This is a genomic window from Desulfonatronospira thiodismutans ASO3-1, from assembly GCF_000174435.1.
GTDB classification, from domain to species: Bacteria; Desulfobacterota; Desulfovibrionia; order Desulfovibrionales; family Desulfonatronovibrionaceae; genus Desulfonatronospira; species Desulfonatronospira thiodismutans.
This window is the reverse complement of record NZ_ACJN02000001.1, coordinates 682,015-702,758: the sequence shown is the minus strand read 5'-3', so window position 1 is coordinate 702,758 and position 20,744 is coordinate 682,015. Positions and strand designations below refer to the sequence as shown.

Annotated in this window: 19 protein-coding genes; 13 read left to right on the top strand and 6 right to left on the bottom strand. The window is 54.0% G+C overall.

Annotated features, from left to right (window positions below; genetic code table 11):
- The first annotated feature begins 302 nt into the window (after nucleotides 1-302).
- The 13 genes from DTHIO_RS03260 (at nucleotide 303) to DTHIO_RS03195 (ending at nucleotide 16,153) form a co-directional block, all read left to right on the top strand.
- The gene (locus DTHIO_RS03260; protein WP_008868926.1) at nucleotides 303-764 is read left to right on the top strand and encodes an NADH-quinone oxidoreductase subunit NuoE family protein; all 462 of its coding nucleotides are present in this window, start codon (nucleotides 303-305) and stop codon (nucleotides 762-764) included.
- Nucleotides 765-822: 58 nt separating this feature from the next.
- Nucleotides 823-2,604 carry an NADH-ubiquinone oxidoreductase-F iron-sulfur binding region domain-containing protein gene (locus DTHIO_RS03255; protein ID WP_008868925.1) on the top strand — a complete coding sequence of 594 codons (1,782 nt, stop codon included), beginning with the start codon at nucleotides 823-825 and terminating at the stop codon, nucleotides 2,602-2,604.
- An 8-nt stretch (nucleotides 2,605-2,612) separates the two neighbouring features.
- Nucleotides 2,613-5,375, top strand: coding sequence for a formate dehydrogenase subunit alpha (gene fdhF, locus DTHIO_RS22255; RefSeq protein ID WP_492207314.1), 2,763 nt, complete (start codon nucleotides 2,613-2,615; stop codon nucleotides 5,373-5,375).
- 81 nt (nucleotides 5,376-5,456) lie between these two features.
- The gene (locus DTHIO_RS03240) at nucleotides 5,457-5,912 is read left to right on the top strand and encodes a cyclic nucleotide-binding domain-containing protein (RefSeq protein ID WP_008868922.1); all 456 of its coding nucleotides are present in this window, start codon (nucleotides 5,457-5,459) and stop codon (nucleotides 5,910-5,912) included.
- A 172-nt stretch (nucleotides 5,913-6,084) separates the two neighbouring features.
- A complete protein-coding gene (gene folD, locus DTHIO_RS03235) occupies nucleotides 6,085-6,933 on the top strand; it encodes a bifunctional methylenetetrahydrofolate dehydrogenase/methenyltetrahydrofolate cyclohydrolase FolD (protein ID WP_008868921.1) in 849 nt (282 codons plus the stop codon).
- A 365-nt stretch (nucleotides 6,934-7,298) separates the two neighbouring features.
- Nucleotides 7,299-8,246, top strand: coding sequence for an acetyl-CoA decarbonylase/synthase complex subunit delta (locus tag DTHIO_RS03230; RefSeq protein ID WP_008868920.1), 948 nt, complete (start codon nucleotides 7,299-7,301; stop codon nucleotides 8,244-8,246).
- A 78-nt stretch (nucleotides 8,247-8,324) separates the two neighbouring features.
- Nucleotides 8,325-9,668: an acetyl-CoA decarbonylase/synthase complex subunit gamma gene (acsC, locus tag DTHIO_RS03225; protein ID WP_008868919.1), complete on the top strand. Its 1,344-nt coding sequence runs from the start codon at nucleotides 8,325-8,327 to the stop codon at nucleotides 9,666-9,668.
- 28 nt (nucleotides 9,669-9,696) lie between these two features.
- Complete coding sequence (locus DTHIO_RS03220; RefSeq protein ID WP_008868918.1) at nucleotides 9,697-10,470, top strand: ATP-binding protein; 774 nt, start codon at nucleotides 9,697-9,699, stop codon at nucleotides 10,468-10,470.
- A 283-nt stretch (nucleotides 10,471-10,753) separates the two neighbouring features.
- Complete coding sequence (locus DTHIO_RS03215; RefSeq protein WP_008868917.1) at nucleotides 10,754-11,533, top strand: dihydropteroate synthase; 780 nt, start codon at nucleotides 10,754-10,756, stop codon at nucleotides 11,531-11,533.
- Between the two features lie 66 nt (nucleotides 11,534-11,599).
- The gene (locus DTHIO_RS03210) at nucleotides 11,600-13,531 is read left to right on the top strand and encodes an FAD-dependent oxidoreductase (RefSeq protein WP_008868916.1); all 1,932 of its coding nucleotides are present in this window, start codon (nucleotides 11,600-11,602) and stop codon (nucleotides 13,529-13,531) included.
- Between the two features lie 131 nt (nucleotides 13,532-13,662).
- On the top strand, nucleotides 13,663-14,310 hold the full coding sequence (locus DTHIO_RS03205; RefSeq protein ID WP_008868915.1) for a methylenetetrahydrofolate reductase C-terminal domain-containing protein: 648 nt from the start codon (nucleotides 13,663-13,665) through the stop codon (nucleotides 14,308-14,310).
- 52 nt (nucleotides 14,311-14,362) lie between these two features.
- Nucleotides 14,363-15,238, top strand: a complete 876-nt coding sequence (locus DTHIO_RS03200; protein ID WP_008868914.1) for a methylenetetrahydrofolate reductase — start codon at nucleotides 14,363-14,365, stop codon at nucleotides 15,236-15,238.
- 12 nt (nucleotides 15,239-15,250) lie between these two features.
- A complete protein-coding gene (locus DTHIO_RS03195) occupies nucleotides 15,251-16,153 on the top strand; it encodes a Rossmann-like and DUF2520 domain-containing protein (protein WP_008868913.1) in 903 nt (300 codons plus the stop codon).
- On the opposite strand, the gene DTHIO_RS03190 is transcribed toward DTHIO_RS03195, so the two are convergent.
- From DTHIO_RS03190 to DTHIO_RS03165, 6 genes are all read right to left on the bottom strand, one after another.
- A complete protein-coding gene (locus DTHIO_RS03190; protein ID WP_008868912.1) occupies nucleotides 16,119-16,355 on the bottom strand; it encodes a type II toxin-antitoxin system RelB/DinJ family antitoxin in 237 nt (78 codons plus the stop codon). The genes DTHIO_RS03195 and DTHIO_RS03190 overlap by 35 nt on opposite strands.
- A gap of 63 nt (nucleotides 16,356-16,418) precedes the next feature.
- Nucleotides 16,419-17,810: a glutamate--tRNA ligase gene (gene gltX, locus DTHIO_RS03185; protein WP_008868911.1), complete on the bottom strand. Its 1,392-nt coding sequence runs from the start codon at nucleotides 17,808-17,810 to the stop codon at nucleotides 16,419-16,421.
- Nucleotides 17,811-17,893: 83 nt separating this feature from the next.
- Nucleotides 17,894-18,115: a NifU family protein gene (locus DTHIO_RS03180; protein WP_008868910.1), complete on the bottom strand. Its 222-nt coding sequence runs from the start codon at nucleotides 18,113-18,115 to the stop codon at nucleotides 17,894-17,896.
- A gap of 57 nt (nucleotides 18,116-18,172) precedes the next feature.
- Entirely contained in the window at nucleotides 18,173-18,505 is a 333-nt protein-coding gene (locus DTHIO_RS03175) for a ferredoxin-thioredoxin reductase catalytic domain-containing protein (protein ID WP_008868909.1), read from the bottom strand.
- Nucleotides 18,502-18,756 (bottom strand): glutaredoxin family protein, encoded by a 255-nt coding sequence (locus tag DTHIO_RS03170; RefSeq protein WP_008868908.1) that lies wholly within the window; start codon nucleotides 18,754-18,756, stop codon nucleotides 18,502-18,504. Before DTHIO_RS03170 ends, DTHIO_RS03175 begins: the two co-directional genes overlap by 4 nt.
- Before the next feature lie 196 nt (nucleotides 18,757-18,952).
- Entirely contained in the window at nucleotides 18,953-20,728 is a 1,776-nt protein-coding gene (locus DTHIO_RS03165; protein WP_008868907.1) for a sodium:solute symporter family protein, read from the bottom strand.
- Nucleotides 20,729-20,744: the final 16 nt, after the last annotated feature.

Sequence of the window (20,744 nt, the reverse complement as noted above, 5' to 3'; positions counted from 1 at the left end):
CGGGTATACTGCATAAGCCGGATAGTTATCCGGCCATTTTACATTACACAACACCACTTTCCTCTGCTGGCCAGGGCTGATTTCAGTTTCCACGGGTTTTCAGCTAAAAAAGTTGTTTTTAGGATGCATCTGCAAAAAGTCAGACATTAACTTGTAGTGGTAAATATGGATCATCTAGTTCTTTGATTTTACTGACTACTGGCCACTGACTACTGCGATTGGAAATAAGACTTTTTGCAGTCACATCTTTTAGCCAGCCATCTGAAACATAAGTAACATATTAGAAAACCAGGGATGATACAATGGACCATGTCTTGGATAAAGTAATTGAAAATTATCATGAAAATGAGGGCAATGCCCTGACTCTTTTGCAGGACCTGGAGGAAAATTTTGGATATGTCCCGGAAGAGACGGTTTATGAACTGTCAGACAGGTTGAACATACCACCCAGCCGGTTTTTCGGCATAGCCACATTTTTCTCTCAATTGCACCTTAAGCCCAGGGGCAAAAACATCATTACCGTCTGCCGCGGCACCCCCTGCCATGTCAAGGGCTCGGAAAAAATCCTGAGCCGCATGCGCATGGAACTGGACATCCCCTCCGGGGAGGAGACATCCGAGGACCGTATGTTTACCGTGGAAGAGGTCAACTGTGTGGGGGCCTGCGGCATGGCACCGGTTGTAGTCATAAATCAGCAGGTCCAGGGCGAGGTGAACATCAAGAAGATGATGAAGGAAGTAAATGAGCTCCGGGCCGAGGAGTAAATTGTCCAATGGTAAGTTATTATCAAAGGACTGTGTATATATAACTGGAGTGGTATGAATGGATAACAACTCTGTTGTGATAAAGGTTTGTTCCGGCACCGGAAGCATTTCTGCTGGAGGCGCTTTAGTTCTGGACGCTTTCAGGAAACTGGTGCTTTCTTCCGACCTGGAGGCGAGTTTTCAGAACAGGTGCAGGGCGGACAAAGTGGGATGCCGGGGTTTCTGTGCCAGGGATGTCCTGGTGGACGTGGTTGTTGACGGGGAGAAGACCACCTACGAACGCGTCAAGTCAGACATGGTGCCCAGGATCTTTGAAGAGCACATCCTGGGCGGCAGTCCTGTTCAGGAATGGACAGCAGACGAGCTGCACCAGTCCTTTCAGGACAACCAGAAAAAAGTCGTACTGGCTCATTGCGGAGAAATCGATCCCGAAGACCTGGATGCCTACCTGAATGTAAAGGGATACCAAGCTGCCCGCAACGCTTTCAACAACATGCATCCCGTGGAAATTATCGAAAAGATCAAGCGCTCTAAGCTCAGGGGCAGGGGTGGAGCCGGTTTTTCCACCGGGCACAAATGGGAGTTTGCCTACAAGGTTGACGATCAGGAGAAATATGTAGTCTGCAACGGCAATGAAAGCGATCCCGGAGCCTTCGCCGACAGGTGCATCATGGAGGGAGATCCCCATGCCGTGATAGAAGGCATGATGATCTGTGCCCGGGCCATTGGAGCCGGCAAGGGCTATATTTATATCCGGGACGGATATTCCCTGGCTGTGAAGCGTCTGCGCCTGGCCCTGAAGCAGTGCTACGAGCGCGGACTTCTGGGTAAAAACATTTTTGAATCCGGTCATGACCTGGACATAAAGCTGTATCCCGCTCCTGGAGCCTTCATTTGCGGAGAGGCCACCGCCCTGGTGCAGTCCATCGAAGGCAAAAGGGCCATGCCCACCCCAAGGATGACCCGCACTTCGGAAAATGGAATCCGGGGCAAACCCACGGTTATCAATAATGCCGAAACTCTGGCCAATGTTCCCAAAATCCTTAGAAACGGCGCATCCTGGTTTGCAGGCCTGGGTACCGACACCAGCGGCGGCACCAAGGTCTTTTCCCTTACCGGCAAGGTGAAAAGCAACGGACTGGTGGAGGTCCCCATGGGAGCCACCTTGAGGGACGTGGTGTACAAGGTGGGCGGCGGCATAGACCAGGACCGGGCTTTCAAGGGCATCCAGCTGGGTGGTCCCACAGGAGGATGTGTGCCCGGGTCCTGCCTGGACAGCCGGGTGGATTATGAATCCCTGGCCTTAGCCGGAACCATCATGGGCTCCGGGGGCATGGTGGTCCTGGATGAGACCAACTGTATAGTGGACACGGCCAAGTTCTTTCTGGATATCACCCAGGCCGAGTCCTGCGGCAAGTGCACTCCGTGCAGGATCGGCATGCGCAGGATGTACGAGATCCTTGAGCGCATAACCATTGGAAACGGCCGGGACGGCGACGTGGAACTCCTGGAGGACCTGGGCAGCCATATCCGGGCCACTTCACTCTGCGGTTTCGGCATGACCGCTCCCAACCCGGTGCTGTCCACGGTCCGGTATTTCCGGGACGAATACAATATACATATCCGGGACAGGAAATGCCCGGCACTGGTATGCAAAAGTCTTCTGACCTTTTCCTGCATAGAAGAGACCTGTACCGGATGCGGCATGTGCAAGAGGGTCTGCCCGGCGGACGCCATTCGCGGAACCAGGAAGAAACCGCACTTCATCGACCAGGAACTGTGCGTAAAGTGCGGTTCCTGTTTTGATTCCTGCAAATTCGGTGCAATACTCAAAGAGTAGGTGAATATATGGGTACTGACATGGTAACCTTGAACATAGACGGCAAAGACGTCACAGTGGATAAAGACAGCACCATCCTGGATGCTGCCAGGAAACTGGATCTAACCATTCCCTCCCTGTGTCACAATCCGGACCTGATTCCTTTCGGAGGCTGCAGGCTGTGCCTGGTGGAGGTGACCGGCACATCCAGGCCGGTGGCCTCATGTGCGGCCCTGGTCCAGGAGGGCATGAAGGTCAAAACCTCCAGCAATTACCTGGAAAGGCTCAGGCGGACCAACGTAGAGCTTCTGCTTTCAGATCACCCCAATGACTGCATGCTCTGCGAGCGGGCAGGTAACTGCAAGCTCCAGGAACTGGCCTATTACTACGGAATCCGGGAAAACAGGTTTGAGGGCGAAAACAGAAAGTATCCGGAGCAGGACCAGAACCCCTTCATCCGCAGGGAAATGGAAAAATGCATCATGTGTGGGCAATGCGTGCGCATATGCGATGAGATTCAGGGAGTGGGGGCCATTGATTTCGCCTACAAGGGACTCTGGACCAAAGTCTGCCCGCCTTTTGAAAAGGACCTGGACTGTGAGTTCTGCGGACAGTGCGTGGCAGTGTGCCCCACCGGGGCTCTCACCGGCAGGATGTGGGCCAGCAAGGGGCGTCAGAAATTCAGGGAAGTGGATACAGTCTGCCCGTACTGCGGGTGCGGCTGCAATCTCACCCTGGCTGTGAAAAAGAATGAAATCGCCAGGATATATTCCAGAAAAGACAGCATCAACCAGGGCATGCTCTGCGTCAAGGGCAGGTTTGCCTACGATTTTGTAAACAGTCCGGACAGACTGACTAAGCCACTCATCAGGACCGGGGCAAAAAAAGATTTTGTTTTGAACCGGGACAACCCATACAGGGAATCAAAGAAGGGTCACGCCTCCAGGCCTGATTATGAACAGTTCAGAGAAGCCTCCTGGGAGGAAGCCCTGGATCTTGTTGCCTTGAGGCTCAAGGAAATAAAGGACCGCCATGGCCCTGATGTCATCGGCGGTCTGGCTTCGGCCAGGTGCACAAACGAGGATAATTATCTGTTTCAGAAGTTCATGCGTATGGCAGTGGGCACCAACAATGTTGACCATTGTGCCAGATACTGACATAGTTCCACCATTGCCGGTCTGGCAACAGTATTCGGTTCAGGAGCCATGACCAATTCCTATGAGGAGATCAAGGACAACGATGTCCTGCTGGTGATCGGCTCCAACACTACGGAGACCCATCCCATTATAGGGTTGGAGATGAAAAAGGCGGTGCGGCGCGGGGCAAAACTCATCGTCATTGATCCCAGAAAGATCGAGCTGGTCAGGTGGTCCCATGATCATCTGCAGCTCAAGCCCGGAACCGATGTGGCCCTTCTCAACTGCATCATGAATGTCATCATTCAGGAAAACCTTGCGGACAAGACTTATATCGACGAGCGCACCCAGGGCTATCCGGCCCTGGCCAGGTCCCTGGAGGGGTACACGCCGGAATACGGGGAAGAAGTGACCGGAGTGGCCAGGGAAAAAATAATCGATGCGGCCAGGACGTACGCCAGGGCATCAAAAGCCGGGATTTACTATACCATGGGGATCACCCAGCATACCCACGGCACGGACAATGTCTTTGCCATTGCCAACCTGGCCCTTATGACCGGCAACCTGGGACGCCGTTCCACTGGAGTGAATCCCCTGCGGGGTCAAAACAATGTTCAGGGGTCCACTGACATGGGCTGTGTCCCTCCGTTTTACCCCGGATACCAGAGCGTGGCCTCTCCCGAGGTCAAAGCCCGGTTTGAAAGACTGTGGAGGGCACAGCTTTCATCCACCCCCGGTCTTACAGCCACGGAAATGGTTGATGCTGCTGCAGAAGGCAATTTCAGGGCTCTGTACATAAAAGGAGAAAACCCCGTGGTAAGCGATCCGGATATGCAGCATACGGTAAAGGCCTTGCAGAACCTGGACTTTCTGGTGGTCCAGGATATCTTCATGACGGAGACGGCCCGGATGGCGGATGTTATACTGCCTGCGGCCTGTTTTGCCGAAAAGGAGGGCACTTTCACCAACAGCGAGAGACGGGTGCAGCGGGTGCGCAAGGCAGTGGAACCCCCGGGAGAGGCCAGGGAGGATTCCTGGATCATTGCCAGTCTGTCTTCAAGTATGGGCTATGATATTTCTTATGACCGCATCGAGGATGTTTTCCAGGAAGCGGGCAAGGCCTGGCCCGCCCTGGGAGGCATGGACTATCAACGCCTGGAGCACAGAGGTCTGCAGTGGCCCTGCCCCACGAGTGATCATCCCGGCACTCCCTACCTTTTCAAAGGGGCCTTTCCCAAAAGGATACCGGCTTTTACTCCTGTGGATTACCGTCCCTCGGAAGAGTTGCCGGATAGTGAATATCCTTTGGTTCTCAACACCGGCAGGGAGCTTTTCAATTATCATACCGGGACCATGACCAGGCGCAGCCCGGCCGTGAACAAGGTCATGCCCCGGGGTTATGTGGAGATCCACCCGGAGGATGCCCGCAGGCTGGGCATAGATAAGGATCAGTTAGTCCGGGTCAGTTCCAGAAGAGGCAGCATTGATATCCATGGCCTGGTGAGCAACAGGCCTCTTCAGGGTACAGTGTTCATTCCTTTTCACTTTACTGAGGCTGCGGCCAATATGCTTACCAATACCGCAGTGGATCCCATTGCCAGAATTCCGGAACTGAAAGTTTGTGCAGTAAAGCTGGAACCCATAGAGAATACGTAAACGTTCAAAGGCCTCTCAACTAATGTCCTTTGGCCTTTTTAAAGTTTGTCAAACCAGGGAGTATGAAAGCAAGGAGAAGTCATGATTGATGCGCAGATGCTGAAAAAACAGATTTTGCTTCAGGATATGGATGAGTATGAGCTGGGCAAAATTGCCAAGATCGTGGAAAAGGTATCCATAAAACAGGGCGAAGTCCTGTTTCAGGAAGAGGATGATACCAGGGGACTGTGGCTTATCCATTCCGGAAAGATCCAGATATCCAAGATGGCCGCCGACGGCTGGAGGCAGACTCTGGTGGTGCTGGGCGAAGGGCATTTTTTCGGGGAACTGGCCATTGTCGAGAAGCGCAAGCACGTTTCCAAGGCCGAGGCCATGGAAGACACAGAGCTTTTTCTGATTCCCAAGGAATCCTTTGAAGAGCTTGTGGCGGATGACTGCGCCCTGGCCATGGATTTTTTCAAGAGCATGGTGGTGGCACTGAGCTCCAACCTGAGGCGTATGAATGACAAATTCTTAAGCGTTCTCATAAGCTATTAGGCCATCTGCACCGTTGCGCTCAGTATATTTACCGTTCGTCTAAAAATATATGCAGGTCTGGCTTTAAGAACCTAAACATTTAAAAGTCGCCTGGAAGGGAAGTGTGTTGCAGACCATAGGTTATTTAACCAGCCGCATTTTTCTTTTCCGGTCTTAAAGGAGGATTTAAACTATGCAGGACAAAATACTCGACGGCAAGGGCGTATCCGCAAAAATCAAGGAAGAGCTTGCCGAAGAAATCAAAGAGCTTCAAAAGAAAAACGTCACCCCCGGTTTGGCTGTGGTCCTGGTGGGAGAAGACCCGGCATCCCAGGTGTATGTCAACATGAAGGAAAAGACATGCAATGCCTTAGGCATTGTCTCCCGCAAGCATGTCTTGCCTGAAGACGTATCCGAGGAAAAACTCCTGTCCATGGTGGACGATCTGAACAATGACCCGGAGATTGACGGCATCTTAGTACAATTGCCCCTGCCGGGACACATTGATGAAAACAAGGTCCTGGACCGCATCAAGGTAGAAAAAGATGTGGACGGATTTCACCCGGAAAGCATCGGCCGGGTGGTGCTGGCTCAGGATGGGTTCAGGGCGGCCACGCCGGCCGGAATCATCGAGCTTTTAAAACGCAGCAATGTGACTCTGGAAGGCAAGGAAGCCGTGGTTCTGGGACGAAGCAATATTGTGGGCAAGCCTGTGGCCCTTCTGCTTTTAAACGAAAACGCTACAGTCACCGTGGCCCACTCCCGGACCAAAGACATAGCTGAGGTGACGCGCCGGGCGGATATCCTGGTGGTGGCAGTGGGACGAAAGGAAATGGTCACAGCGGATATGGTCAAACAAGGAGCCGTGGTGGTGGATGTGGGCATTCACCGTGTGGAAGACGGCCTCAAAGGGGATGTGGCTTTCGAGGAAGTCAAGGAAAAGGCCTCGGCCATTACTCCGGTTCCGGGCGGGGTTGGCCCCATGACCATTGCCATGCTCATGTCCAATACCGTCAAGTCCGCGAGAAAAAGAGCCATTTAGCGGACTATAACTTTTCACCTAAGGTCCGGGGACTTTGCAAACAGGACGTAAAGACTTCACCCTGATAAACCCTGCGAAGCAGGACCGCTATGCGGTATTTAACAGGGCGAGCTCCAAGGATGCGTCGTTCAGACAGTTTACGCCCAGTTTGCAAAGCCCCCGGACCCTAGCTCTTTGCCATTGATGGTAAATAATTATGTTTTTTCAGGACAATGTAAAAATCCTGCCTGCCCCGTTGAAGGCAAAGCTTCAATGGGGCGGATTGCACAGGCAGCCACTTATGAAATGAGCCGGTTTTCCGGTGACCCAGATCCGTTTAAGTCTGTGTAATCTGCGGGCAAAAAGCCACAAGGAGACAGGTAATCATGAGCTACAGCGCTCCCATAGACCGTTATACCGGCAAGATCAACAAAGTTGAAATTGGTACAGGTGATGCCAGCGTGCAGGTAGGAGGGGAAACTACTCTACCTTTTTATCTCTTTGAAGGGGAAATGCCCAACCGCCCCAGACTGGCCATGGAAGTCTGCGATGAAGCCCCCGGGGACTGGGCTAAGGCTCTGGAGGACGTGCTGGGGGATGTCTGGGACGATCCAGTGAAATGGGCCGCCAAGTGCAAAGACGAGTTCGGGGCGGATCTCATCTGCCTGAGACTTCTGAGCATCGACCCCAACGGTGCGGACAAAGGCCCGGACGAAGCCCTGGAAGTGGTCAGAAAGGTGGCTGATTCCGTGGAGATTCCCCTGATCATTTACGGCTGCGGCAACGCCTCCAAGGACGGCGAGGTCTTGAAAAAGGTCGCTGAACAGATGGAGGGCAGGGCCATGGTCCTGGGACCGGCTGTGGAGGAGAACTACAAGACCATATCCGCTGCGGCCATGGGCTTCGGGCACAACGTGGCCGGGGAGACCCCCATTGATGTGAATATGGCCAAACAGCTCAATATCCTCATGACCAACCTGGGCATGCCGGCCGAGCGTATCCTGATCGACCCCTCCACCGGTGCCCTGGGTTACGGACTGGAATACACCTATTCGGTAATTGAAAGGGATCGCCTGACCGCTCTGCAGCAAAACGACGCCATGATGCAGATGCCCATCATCTGCGACATGGGCCGGGAAGCCTGGAAGGCCAAGGAAGCCAAAGTGGGAACGGACGAGCACCCGGAATACGGTGATCCGGTAAAGCGGGGCATAATGTGGGAAGCCATCGGAGTGACCAGCCTGCTGGTTGCCGGGGCGGACATAGTAGTGGTCAGGCATCCGGAGACGGTTAAGCTCATGCGCAGTACCATGGAAGGTCTGGGAGTAAAATAGGGCTCAAGCAGTCTTGTTTTAAGCATGCAGGACACGGAGATTTACAACAAAAATTAAAATGTACCTGGAGGTGCGATAATGGCTTTGACCGGACTTGATATTTACAAGAAGCTTCCCCAGACCAACTGCGGAGAATGCGGAGTGCCTACCTGCCTGGCTTTTGCCATGAAGCTGGCTTCCGGGGGCGCAAGCCTGGATTCCTGCCCCCATGTCAGCCAGGAGGCCAAGGACGCCCTTTCCGAAGCCTCGGCTCCGCCCATGCGGGAAGTAACCATCGGCCAGGGGGACAATGCCCTGAAGATAGGCGGGGAGCAGGTTCTTTTCAGGCACGAGAAGACTTTTTTCAATCCATGCGGCTTTGCCTTAGTTATTGACGATTCCATGGAGGCCGCGGAAGTGGATTCCAGGCTGGAAAGCCTCAAAAAAATGCGCTTTGAGCGCGTGGGTTACGAACTCAAGACCGACCTGGCAGCCCTGAAGTGCTCTTCCGGGGACAAATCCAGCTTTGCCGGCCTGGTGGAAAAGGTAAAAGGGTCCTGCGATCTGCCCTTAGTGCTCATGAGCGATGACCCCGATGTCATGTCAGCTGCCTTAGACGTGTGCGGGACCGGCAAGCCTTTGATGGCTTCCGCCACGCCTGAAAATTGTGATGCCATGGCCGAGCTGGCCAAAAAACACCAGTGCCCTCTGGTGGTGCGCGCTGGTTCCGTGGAGGAACTCTCCGGACTAACAGACAAGATAAGCAAGGCCGGGGTACAGGACCTGGTCCTGGACAGCGGCAGCAGGGACCTGTCCAAGACCCTGGAAAATCTGGTCATGATGCGCCGTAGTGCCCTGAAGAAGAAATTTCGTCCCCTGGGCTACCCCACCATCACTTTTCCCTGCCAGGAAACCCAGGATGAAATGCTGGAAGCCATCCACGCCTCTGTTTACGTCATGAAGTACGGCGGAATAATGGTCATGAACAATCTGGAGCCATGGAGCGCCCTGCCGCTGTTTGTCCTGCGCCAGAACATCTATACCGACCCCCAGAGGCCTATGCAGGTCAAGGAGGGTTTCTACGATTTCGCTTCCCCGGACGAATCTTCACCTGTGCTGGTGACCACCAATTTCTCCCTGACCTATTTCATAGTGTCCTCGGAGATCGAGTCCAGCAAGCGTCCGGCCCACCTGGGCATCGTGGATTCCGAGGGCCTGTCGACACTTACCGCCTGGGCCGCGGGCAAGTTCACCGCGGAAAAGATTGCGGCATTTATCAAGAAAAGCGGCATCGAAGACAAAGTCAAGCACCGCAAGGTAGTCATTCCAGGATATGTGGCCCAGATCAAGGGTGAGCTGGAAGAAGAGCTTGAAGGCTGGGAAGTTATGGTCGGGCCCAGGGAAGCAAGTGAAATTCCCGGTTTTCTCAAGTCCTGGCAATAGACTGTTTTTTTTACAGACAGGTAGATATATGAAACTGGCAGTAAGCGGTAAAGGCGGCGTGGGCAAGACCACCATCAGCGCCTGCCTGGCCAGGCTCTTCGCCGGGCATGGCTACAGGGTGCTGGCCATAGACGCGGATCCTGACTCCAACCTGGCTTCGGCCCTGGGAATACCTCCGGAAAAGGCTGAGCAGATCCTGCCCATTTCCAGGGCCACGGAGCTCATTGAAGAGCGCACCGGGGCCAAGCCCGGACAGAGCGGGTCCATGTTCAAATTAAACCCCAGAGTGGACGACCTTCCGGACAGCATGTCCGTAGAGCACGATGGAGTCAGGCTTCTGGTGCTGGGGGCTATAGAAAAAGGGGGGCATGGCTGTATCTGCCCCCAGAGCGCTCTGCTCAAGAGCCTGGTCAGCCACGTGGTGCTCAGAAGAAAGGAACTTGTCCTTCTGGATATGGAGGCCGGCATAGAGCACCTGGGCCGGGGCACCGCCCAGGGGGTGGATGCCCTGCTGGTGGTGGCCGACCCGGACCGCCAGAGCATCCAGACCGCCAGGACCATAGACAGGCTGGCCAGAGAAACTGGAATAGAAAAAGTACTGGTGATTCTAAACAAGATCCGCTCCTCTGAAGAGGAAGAGCTTTTAAGACAGGGACTCAAGGATATGCATATCCTGGGAGTTGTGCAGGACAGTCCCGGAGTCCGCCTGGCTTCACTTAAGGAGGCTGCCCCGGATCCCGGGGATGCCGCTTTCACCCGGCAGATAGAGGTTCTGGTGAATGGTTTGAAAGAGCGTTTGTAATTATTCACTATTTGTGAGCACAGAGCTATGGTCCGGGGGCTTTGCAAAATGGGCGTAAACTGTCTGAACGACGTAGGAAGCGTTAATCAAAACCGTAAAACACCGAACTTAATTTAAAGTATCTTATAGTAAATATTGCGATTATCAAAAACTGTTTGTAGGTTTTGATTTACGCTTCCTTGGAGTGAGTTTTTACGTCCTGTTTGCAAAGTCCCCGGACCTTAGTTACGTAAGGTTGCAGTAACAAGAAATGGATATTCTGACCTGGAATCAAGGGGGAAATATGTTAATTATCGGTGAGAAGATCAATGTCATGCTCAAGCAGATCGGGCAGGCCATGAAGGACAGGGACAAAAAGCCCATCCAGGACCTGGCCGTGAGCCAGGTGCAGGCAGGAGCCAATGCCCTGGACATAAACGCTGGTCCGGCCACCAAGAACGGCCCGGAAATCATGCAGTGGCTGGTGAACACTGTTCAGGAGGTTACAGACGTGACCCTGTCCCTGGACACCACCAACGCCGAGGCCATGGAGGCCGGGCTGCAGGTATGCAAAAATCCGGCAATAATCAACTCTACTTCCGGGGACAGGGCCAAGCTGGAGACAATTATGCCCATGGCCAAAAAATACGATGCCGACGTCATAGGCCTGACCATGACTTCGGCCGGCGTCTCCCGGGACGCCAACGAGCGGGTGGCCATTGCCGTGGATATCATGACAGCCATGGCTGAATTCGACGTTCCCGTGGAGCGTTTGTATCTTGACCCCCTGATTCTCCCGGTGGGAGTGGCCCAGAACCAGGCCATGGAAGTGGTGGAGGCCATCAAGATGTTTCGCCAGCTCAACGACCCGCCCATCAAATCCGTGGTGGGCCTGAGTAACGTTTATAATGGCACACCTGAAAGGCTGCACAGTATTCTAAGTTCCACCTACCTGGTCATGCTCATGACCGTAGGCCTGGACGCAGCCATAGCCGATCCCATGGATCAAAGGCTCATGGAGAGTATGAAGACCGCCCGCCTTTTCAAAAACGACATCCTCTACTGCGACTCATACCTGGAATAAATTTTTCAGGGGGCCGGCCTCTTGGCATAGCCGGCCCCGTCCAAACTTACAAGGAGTGCTATATCCATGAAGATTAATGCAATGCCTCCCTGCCAGGCAAAATGCCCCATCCACATGGATGTCCAGGGCTATGTGGCGGCCATTGCCAGGGGAGACGTGCAGGAAGCCGACAGGATTATCCGCAGAACCAACCCTTTTCCTTCAGTTTGCGGGCGTATCTGTACCCGGGAATGCGAATCCGTTTGCCGCCGGGGTAAAAGCGTGGATGAGCCGGTGGCCATCAGGGCCCTTAAGCGTTTTGCCTCGGACAGTGCCTCCGTTGGTTCAGAAGTTCCAGGCCCGGAAGTTCGTTTTTCAGAGAAAATCGGCATAGTGGGAGCCGGCCCTGCCGGCCTGACTGCGGCCCACGACCTGGCTCTCATGGGCTACAGCGTAACGGTCTTTGAATCCGAGGATGAGCCTGGAGGCATGCTCACCCGGGGTATTCCCAGGTACAGGCTGCCCCTGGACCTGGTGCGCTCAGAGGTGGACCGCATCCGTTCCCTGGGCGTGGAAATAAAAACCGGGTACATGCTGGGCAGGGATATTTTCCTGCAGGACCTGCAAAAGGATTTTGATGCTGTATTTCTGGGTATGGGCAGTGAAAAAAGCACCTGTCCCGAGTGCAGCGGAATGGAGCTCTCCGGAGTCTGGACTGCCGTGGAGTTTTTAAAGGACGTCAGCCGGGGTAAAAAATTCAATCCGGGCAATAAAGTCATTGTCATCGGAGGCGGTCATACAGCCATAGATGCGGCCCGGACCTGTCTAAGGCTGGGGGCCAAAGATGTAACCATTGCTTATCGCCGCACCATTGATGAAATGCCCGCAGGGATGGACGAGGTGGAAGATGCCCGGGAAGAAGGGGTCAGGTTTGAGTTCCTTACGGCTCCGGAAGCCTTTGAAGGCAGCGGCAAAGTAGAAAAAATGCGCTGCGTGCGCATGGATCTGGACAAGTCCTGCGGGGGAAAAGGCAAGCTGACCTGTGTGGAGGACTCTGCTTTCGAGATGGAGGCGGATACCATCATCCTGGCCACGGGCTACGCACCCAGGACCGAGGCCGTGCAGGAACTCTGCACAGAAGGAGGGGACAGGCTGGAAATAAAGGACGCCGCCGGGGCCACCAGGACTTCAGGGGTGTTTGCCGGAGGAGATTTTGTCAGCGGACCCACTACAGTGGTGCAGGCCATAGCATCGGGCAGAAAGGCGGCTGATGCAGTGCACAGGTATCTGCGCGGCATGGATCAGTCACCGGAAGAACAGGAAGAGGTTCTTGAGGACCTGGATGATGATGTGGCCCGCCTTGTGCCTGAGGCCGGCAGGGAAAAGCCGGTTTGCCTTGATCCCGGCTCCAGGGTTCATTCCTTCGATGAAGTGGAGCATGCTTTCACTCCAGAACAGGCCAGGGCGGAAGCATCCCGCTGCCTGCACTGCAGCCTTGGGGCCCATGTTTCCCAAGACTGCGCAGTATGCCTGAACTGCGTCCTGGTCTGTCCGTATAATGTCCCCAGGCCGGGTGAGGAAAAGGCTGTCATTGATATGAGCCAGTGCCAGGCCTGCGGGATCTGCGCCGGTCAATGCCCGGCTGCGGCCATCGATCTTGGCCTGGAACCCAGAACAGAGCTGCGCCAGAATATCCGCCGGGTGCTTGAAAAAGCTGAAAGTAGCTCCCCTGGTGACTTCAGCTTCGCTTATGTCTGTGATTTCAGCAAATCCAGGCCAGGAGATGTTCAGGGCGAAAATGTATACACTATAACCAGGCCCGGGTTGGGACGCATTGACGTATATGAACTCCTGGTCCCTTTTGAGGCCGGGGCCAGAGAAGTTCTGGTGTCCGGTTGCGGTGAAGAGGACTGCAAGTTCAAGGACTGCAGCCTGTGGACCCGCAGAAACGTGCAGAGAGCCTCCCGGGTGCTTCAAAGTATCGGCCTCGAACCTGAACGGATAAGGCTTGTTGAGTAAGGTTTTCCCAAGGTTCCCGGCTGGATTGTAATAAAAATGTATCTGAAGGGCCCTTTGAATGCAGGATGGGGCTGATCACTGCTTCTTTCAAGATTGCAGGCCAGATACTGAAAACAAAAGAGGGTGAGAACATGATTGTTGCTGAAGTCAAGCCCATGGCCGAGATTCAGGAAACGATAAAAAAGTACGGCAAGGTACTTATAACCGGTTGCGGCAGCTGTGTGACAGTCTGCCTCAGCGGCGGGGCCCAGCAGGTGGAAGTGCTGGCTTCTTCCCTGCGTACCGCTGCAAAAGCTCAGGGTCAGCAGTTGGAGCTAGGTGAGGAAACCCAGGTGCGCCAGTGCGATCCCATGTTTATCGAACAGATCAAGGACAAGGCTGCCGGGTACGAGGCCATCCTGTCCATGGGATGTGGAGCGGGAGTGCAGACCATGGCCGAGACCCTGGGCAATATTCCTGTATATCCGGCCCTGGATACAGTGTTTTTCGGCGGTGCCGACGGAAAGGGCGGGTTCGTGGAAACCTGCGCAGCCTGCGGGCAGTGCATCCTGTCCAGGACCGGAGGTGTATGCCCTGTGGCCAGGTGCGCCAAAAGCCTTGCCGACGGACCCTGTGGAGGGGCGCAGGAGGGCAACTGTGAGGTGGACAAGGATACCAGGTGCGCCTGGCAGCTCATCTATGTGCGCATGATGCGTCTGGGCCAGCTGCATATTCTAAAGGAAATCAATCCGCCCAAGGCCGCAAGAGTTCATCCGGCCAGGCTGAAACGCGAAGAATAATTGTTTAAGTACTTGTTGGGTTACAAGTATTCACAATAACAGGAGTTATAGTATGGGATTCAGGGAAGCAGTAGAGTCAGGCAAGTTTTTGATAACCGCAGAGGTAGGGCCGGGCAAAGGCACTGACATGCATGAGCTGCTGGAGGACGCCGAGGCCATCAAAGACAGAATACATGCCATAAATGTCACTGACCTGCAAAGCTCGGTCATGCGGCTGGGCTCCCTGGCGGTCAGTCATATCCTGGCGGATAAAGGCATTGAGCCCATATACCAGCTGACCTGCCGGGATAGAAACAGGCTGGCCCTGCAGTCTGACCTTTTGAGCGCCTGGGTCCTGGGGATTCAGAATGTCCTGGCCCTCACCGGCGACCATCCTGTTCTGGGGGATCACCCCGAATCCAAGCCGGTTTTTGACTGTGATTCAGTAAGCCTTCTGCAGATGATGCAGACCCTGAATGGTGGACATGACATGGCCGGCAACGAGCTTAAAGGTGTACCGGACTTTTTTCCGGGGGCAGTGGTCAATCCCGGTGCGGACGCCGGGGCCGGTCTGGAAATGCAGCTTATCAAGCTGGAAAAAAAGATCGAGGCCGGGGCCAGGTATATCCAGACCCAGGGGGTATTCGAACTGGACAGTTTCGAGAAATTCATGAAACGGGTTGAAGGGTTTAATGTGCCTGTAATGGGCGGGATAATCATGCTTAAATCCGCAGGCATGGCCAAATTCATGAATAAAAACGTCGCCGGAATATCTGTGCCCGAGTCCCAGATCAAGGCTATGACTGATACAGACGACAAGGTCAAAACCAGCGTGGAAATAGCATCCCACTTAGTAAAAGGCATGAAGGACATTTGCCACGGCGTACATATTATGGCCATAGGCTGGGAGAAAAAGATCCCCATGGTTCTGGATGAGGCAGGGCTTTAGACCCATGGGAGTATGGGGGTGCGGGGACCCATGAAGAACACAGCTATCATCGGTGCCGGAGTAGTGGGCACGGCTATGGGGTATCTGCTGAGCAATGCTGGATATAATATTACTGGCATTGCCAGCAGAAGCCTGGAGTCCGCGGTCAAGGCAAGGGATTTCATCGGGCAGGGCGAGGCCTCCACCGACCTGGCCGGAACTGCCCGCTCCGCCGGCATTGTACTTATTACAACTTCAGATGACGCCGTGAGGCTGGTCTGCGAGGATATCGCCGGCAGGGACGGGTTCAGGCCAGGCAGCCTGGTTATTCATACCAGCGGGGCCTTGTCCGTTGAAGCCTTGGCGTCCGCAAAACATAAAGGGGCCGTTACAGTTTCCATGCATCCCCTGCAGAGTCTGCCCAGTGTGCAGGAGGCTATAAAAAACATGCCCGGCTCTTATTTCTGCCTGGAAAGCGAGGATGAAACGGCTCTGGACACGGCCAGGGATATGGTCCGGGTGTTTCAGGGCAAAGAGCTGAATATTCAGCTGGGGGGCAAGCCTTTATATCATGCCGGCGCTGCAGTGGTGTCCAATTTTTTTGTGGCTACAATAGGATTCGGCCTGCAACTGCACGAAAGCGCCGGAATAGACAGGCAGGATTCGCTGAATGCTCTTCTGCCCCTGATTCAGGGTACCCTTAAAAACATCGAGAAGATTGGTATACCTGCCGCCCTTACCGGTCCCATTGCCCGGGGGGACGCTCAAACTGTCGAAGATCACCTGGCAGCCATTTCCCGGGAAAGCCCTGACCTGCTGGGGCTTTACTGCGAACTGGGCAAATACACTGTAAAGCTGGCCCGTGAAAAGGGGACCCTGAAGGAACATGACGCCCAGAAAATCATAGAAATATTGCGCCAATACAGTTCACATTAGCCTGCCAACCGGGCAGATGATGCCATGAACCGTTGATTTGCCTATAAGCAACAAAAAAAGGCAGCCCCTGGTTGGCGATAATCTGCCGATAAAAAAGTTCATGCGCGTCTGATATGGTTATACCCATATCTTTGATTATCTGGTCGGCGTCCCGTTTGATATTGGGATCCACCCGGTTATGGCTGGTTGTGGTGCTGCTCATATATCCTGCTCCTTTTATGCATAGCTATGCAGTATTCATGTGGAAAAAAAGTGTCAAGCAGGCCTATATACCCTGAACCCGCCTCAGCCGGTTGACACAGCTTTCCCTGCCCAGTACCTGCATGGTTTCAAAGATGCCCGGGCTGGCGGTCTTGCCGGTGAGGGCCACCCGCAGGGGCTGGGCTATGGCCTTGAATTTGATGTTTTTCTCCTCGATGTAGACCTTCATGGCCTGCTCCAGGTTTTCCTGGTCAAACTCTTCCATTCCTGCAAGTATCTCCGCGATCTCTCTCAGGTACTCCCTGGCCTCCGGGGTCAAAAACTTGTCCACGGCCTTCTGGTCCATTTCCAGTTCCTGGTCCGGCACTAAGAAGAAATGCGCCATTTCCGCCATCTCCTGCATGGTGGAAGCCCTTGGCTGTAGAAGGGGGATTATATTTTCCAGGTATGCTTGCGCAGGAACCGGCTGTGATGCATCCAGGTGCTGCTGAAGGATAAGTGCCAGCCTCGCCGGGGAAGATTCTTTTATATAATGGGAATTGAGCCATTTAAGCTTTTCAGTATCAAAAACACAGGCCGAGGCTCCCAGGTTGTCCAGGGAAAATTTTTGCAGCAGGTCCTCCAGGCTGAATATCTCTTCGTCCTTGTAGGACCAGCCAAGCCGGGCCAGATAGTTCACCAGGGCCTCGGGCAGGTAGCCCATTTCCTTGTAGGCCATTACAGAAAGGGCCCCGTGACGCTTGGAAAGCTTTTTTTTGTCCGGTCCCAGGATCATGGGCACATGACCAAAAAACGGCGGGGTAACATCCAGGGCCTGGTAGATGAGCAGCTGCCTGGGGGTGTTGTTTATATGGTCATCCCCGCGCAGGACGTGGGTTATGCCCATTTCGATGTCATCGGCCACCACGGCCAGGTTGTAGGTGGGTGTGCCGTCCATCCGTTCCAGAACAAGGTCGTCCAACTGGGTATTGTCCACGGCTATGCTGCCCTTGACCTGGTCCTGGTACACAGTCTGACCAGCCTGTGGGGCCTTCAGCCTTATGACCGTATCCGGTCCGGGCTGCAGGCAGGCTTCCCTGCATTTGCCGGAGTACTTGGGCTTTTGTCCCAGGGCCCGGGCCTTTTCGCGCATCTCTTCAACCTCTTCCGGAGTGCAGCGGCAATAATATGCATGGCCTGTGCGCACCAGCTTCTGGATATACTCCTTGTATACCTCAAAACGTTTGCTCTGGTAATAGGGCTCCTGGTCATAATCCAGGCCCAGCCAGTGCATGGAATCCAGAATGGCCTGAGTCATCTCTTGAGAGGAACGTTCCACATCGGTGTCCTCGATGCGCAGAAGAAAACGCCCGCCGCTTCCCCGGGCCAGCAGCCAGTTGAAAAGGGCGGTCCTTGCTCCGCCGATGTGTAGATACCCGGTGGGGCTGGGGGCAAACCTGGCAACAACCTTGCTCATCTTGTTCTCCTTGAAATCAGGATTTGTAAAAATAAAGGCGGACCCATGCAGATCCGCCATATAAAAAAATATCTGGAAGAGAGTTATACAGATTCAACGGACTTGATCTGGGGCAGCTCCTGCATAATCAAGCGCTCAATGCCGTTTTTAAGGGTCATCTGGGACATGGGGCAGCCCTTGCATGCACCCTGCAGCTGGACCTTGACCACGTTGTCCTCGGTAACCTCCACCAGCTCCACGTCTCCGCCATCAGCCTGAAGCGATGGCCTGATCTTTTCCAGTACTTCCTGTACCTGCTCCTTCATATTCTTTTTCCTTTGGGTAATATATTGTGTGATATTTGCCTGGGCCGGCAAACCGGTCTACAATAAGTTCTTTTCCGGAGGCCTGCGTTCCGGGACGTATTCTCTGGGAATTTCACCCTCGTTCCATTCCTTGGAAACGTAAAGACCGCAGTAGCAGCTTCCATATTCCTGTACGTCGGGCTCGCGGTATACGCAGGGGCAGATTATGTCCCTGTCCTGATCCCTGTCCCCGGAGGCCAGTCTGCATGGGCAGGCCATGTAACCCAGGTGGTCCCTGTTGTAAATAAGGCTCTGGAGAAGTTCCATGACCATCTCGCGGTCCCTGTTGAAAAAATATCCCTTGGGTTCCTGTATTTTCTGCAGGGTTTCATAAAGTTGTTCCGGGGTCATTTTCCGCAGGCCTCCTTGATTTCATCTTTTTGCAGTCCTACAATAACTTTTTCCCCGTCTACAACCAGGGTGGGAAAAGACAGCTTGGGGTTGTATTCCTTGATTTCATTGACAACCTTTTCTCTCTCGTCTCCGGTGAGCTGATCCACGTCCACATGATCATACTCTATTCCCTCTTCTTCCAGGAATTTTTTTGTATTTTTGCAGTGCACACAGGTACTCAGGGCATATACATATACCTTTTTACTCATAATTATCTCCTTGTTGTTTATTGCGGGCCACAGATACGGTCTTCTGCCCCTGTAACCGGTAACAGGAGGCATTAGCCTGCATCAGGAGTTGATAACTCATTTCTTTTGCCTAAGCAATGTCCAGATAACCACAAAAAAACCGGCCCGGAATTGTTTCCGGGCCGGCTGCAGAATATTGAGATGAAAATACAAGGGGTTAATGCCCGGAGGCTTCTCCTGAACCGCGCGGTGTGCGCACATTTTGTACCAGTTCCCGGATATGGGCCGGGGGCGACTTGGTAAAGGAGGACACGGTCAGGGTGACTGCGGCGTTTATGAGCATGCCCACAGTACCTATGCCTTCAGGTACGATACCGAAGAACCAGGGATCCATGCCCATGAACTTGGTCTGGATGATATACATCATGGTAAAGCTGATGCCGGCGATCATCCCGGCAATGGCTCCTTCCCGGTTGACCCAGGTGGTGAATATGCCCAGTATTATTATGGGAAAGAAGGACGAGGCGGCCAGCCCGAAGGCAAAGGCCACCACCTCAGCCACGAATCCGGGCGGATTTATCCCGAAATATCCGGCGATGAGCACGGCAATGGCAATCATAATCCGTCCCACCGCCATTCGCTGTCGTTCAGTGGCCTGGGGGTTAAGTATCCGGTAATACAGATCGTGGGAAATGGACGAAGCTATGACTATGAGCAGCCCCGAGGCCGTAGAAAGGGCCGCAGCCAGACCTCCTGCAGCTACAAGTCCCACCATCCAGGCCGGCAGATTGCCCATTTCCGGGCTGGCCAGCACGATTATATCCCGGTCGATATAAAGTTCGTTGTCATTATCTGTTAATTCATTGGAAACCAGTCTTTCACCGTGTTCCCCTCTTTCCCCGGTCAAATCGGGAGATCCTACAAAAGGATCGCCGTCCCTGAACCGGATTATCCCGTCTCCTGCTTTGTCCACCCAGGCCACCAGGCCGGTCTGCTCCCAGTTCTTGAACCAGCTGGGGGCTTCAGTGTAGGGGGTATCGTTGATGGTATCGATCATATTATAGCGCGCAAATCCGGCCACTGTGGGTGCTGTAGTGTACAGAAGGGCGATGAACAGGAGAGCCCAGAAGGCGCTTATTCTGGCAGCTTTTACGCTTGGAACGGTGAAAAAGCGGATTATGACGTGGGGCAGCCCGGCTGTGCCCACCATGAGAGCCAGGGTAATGCTGACCACGGAAAGCATGCCCATGCCTCCCGGATGAAAGGCCTCGGTATAGCGGTGCAGACCGAGATCTTCGTGGATGCCGTCGATGGCCTGCAGGACATACTGCCCGGCGCGCTCTCCCTCGATAAGGGTGGAGCCGAATCCAAGCTGCGGGACAGGCATGCCTGTGAGTTTATAGGAAATGGCGGCAGCGGCCAGGATAAAGGCAACAATCAGGACACAGTACTGGGCCACCTGGGTCCAGGTAATGCCCTTCATTCCCCCCAGGGCGGCGTAGAAAAAGACCACGGCCATACCTATGACCACCCCGGTGCTGACTTCCACTTCCAGAAAGCGGCTGAAAACGATGCCTGCACCGCGCATCTGTCCTGCCACGTAGGTCAGGGATACGAATATGGCACAGATAAGGGCCACTATCCTGGCTGTGGAAGAATAGTACCTGTCCCCCACGAAGTCGGGTACGGTGAATTTGCCGAATTTGCGCAGATAAGGGGCCAGCAGCAGGGCCAGGAGCACGTACCCGCCGGTCCATCCCATGAGATAAACCGTTCCGGCGTAACCCATAAAGGATACCAGACCTGCCATGGAAATAAATGAAGCAGCGCTCATCCAGTCCGCTGCCGTGGCCATTCCATTGGCCAGGGGCGGCACCGAAGATCCGGCCACGTAGAATCCTTTGGTCTCTTTGACCCTGGAGCGCCAGGCAATAAAAATGTATAATCCGAATGATAAGATGACCATTATATAGGTCCAGGCCAGAATGGACATTATTTTTTCCTCCTGA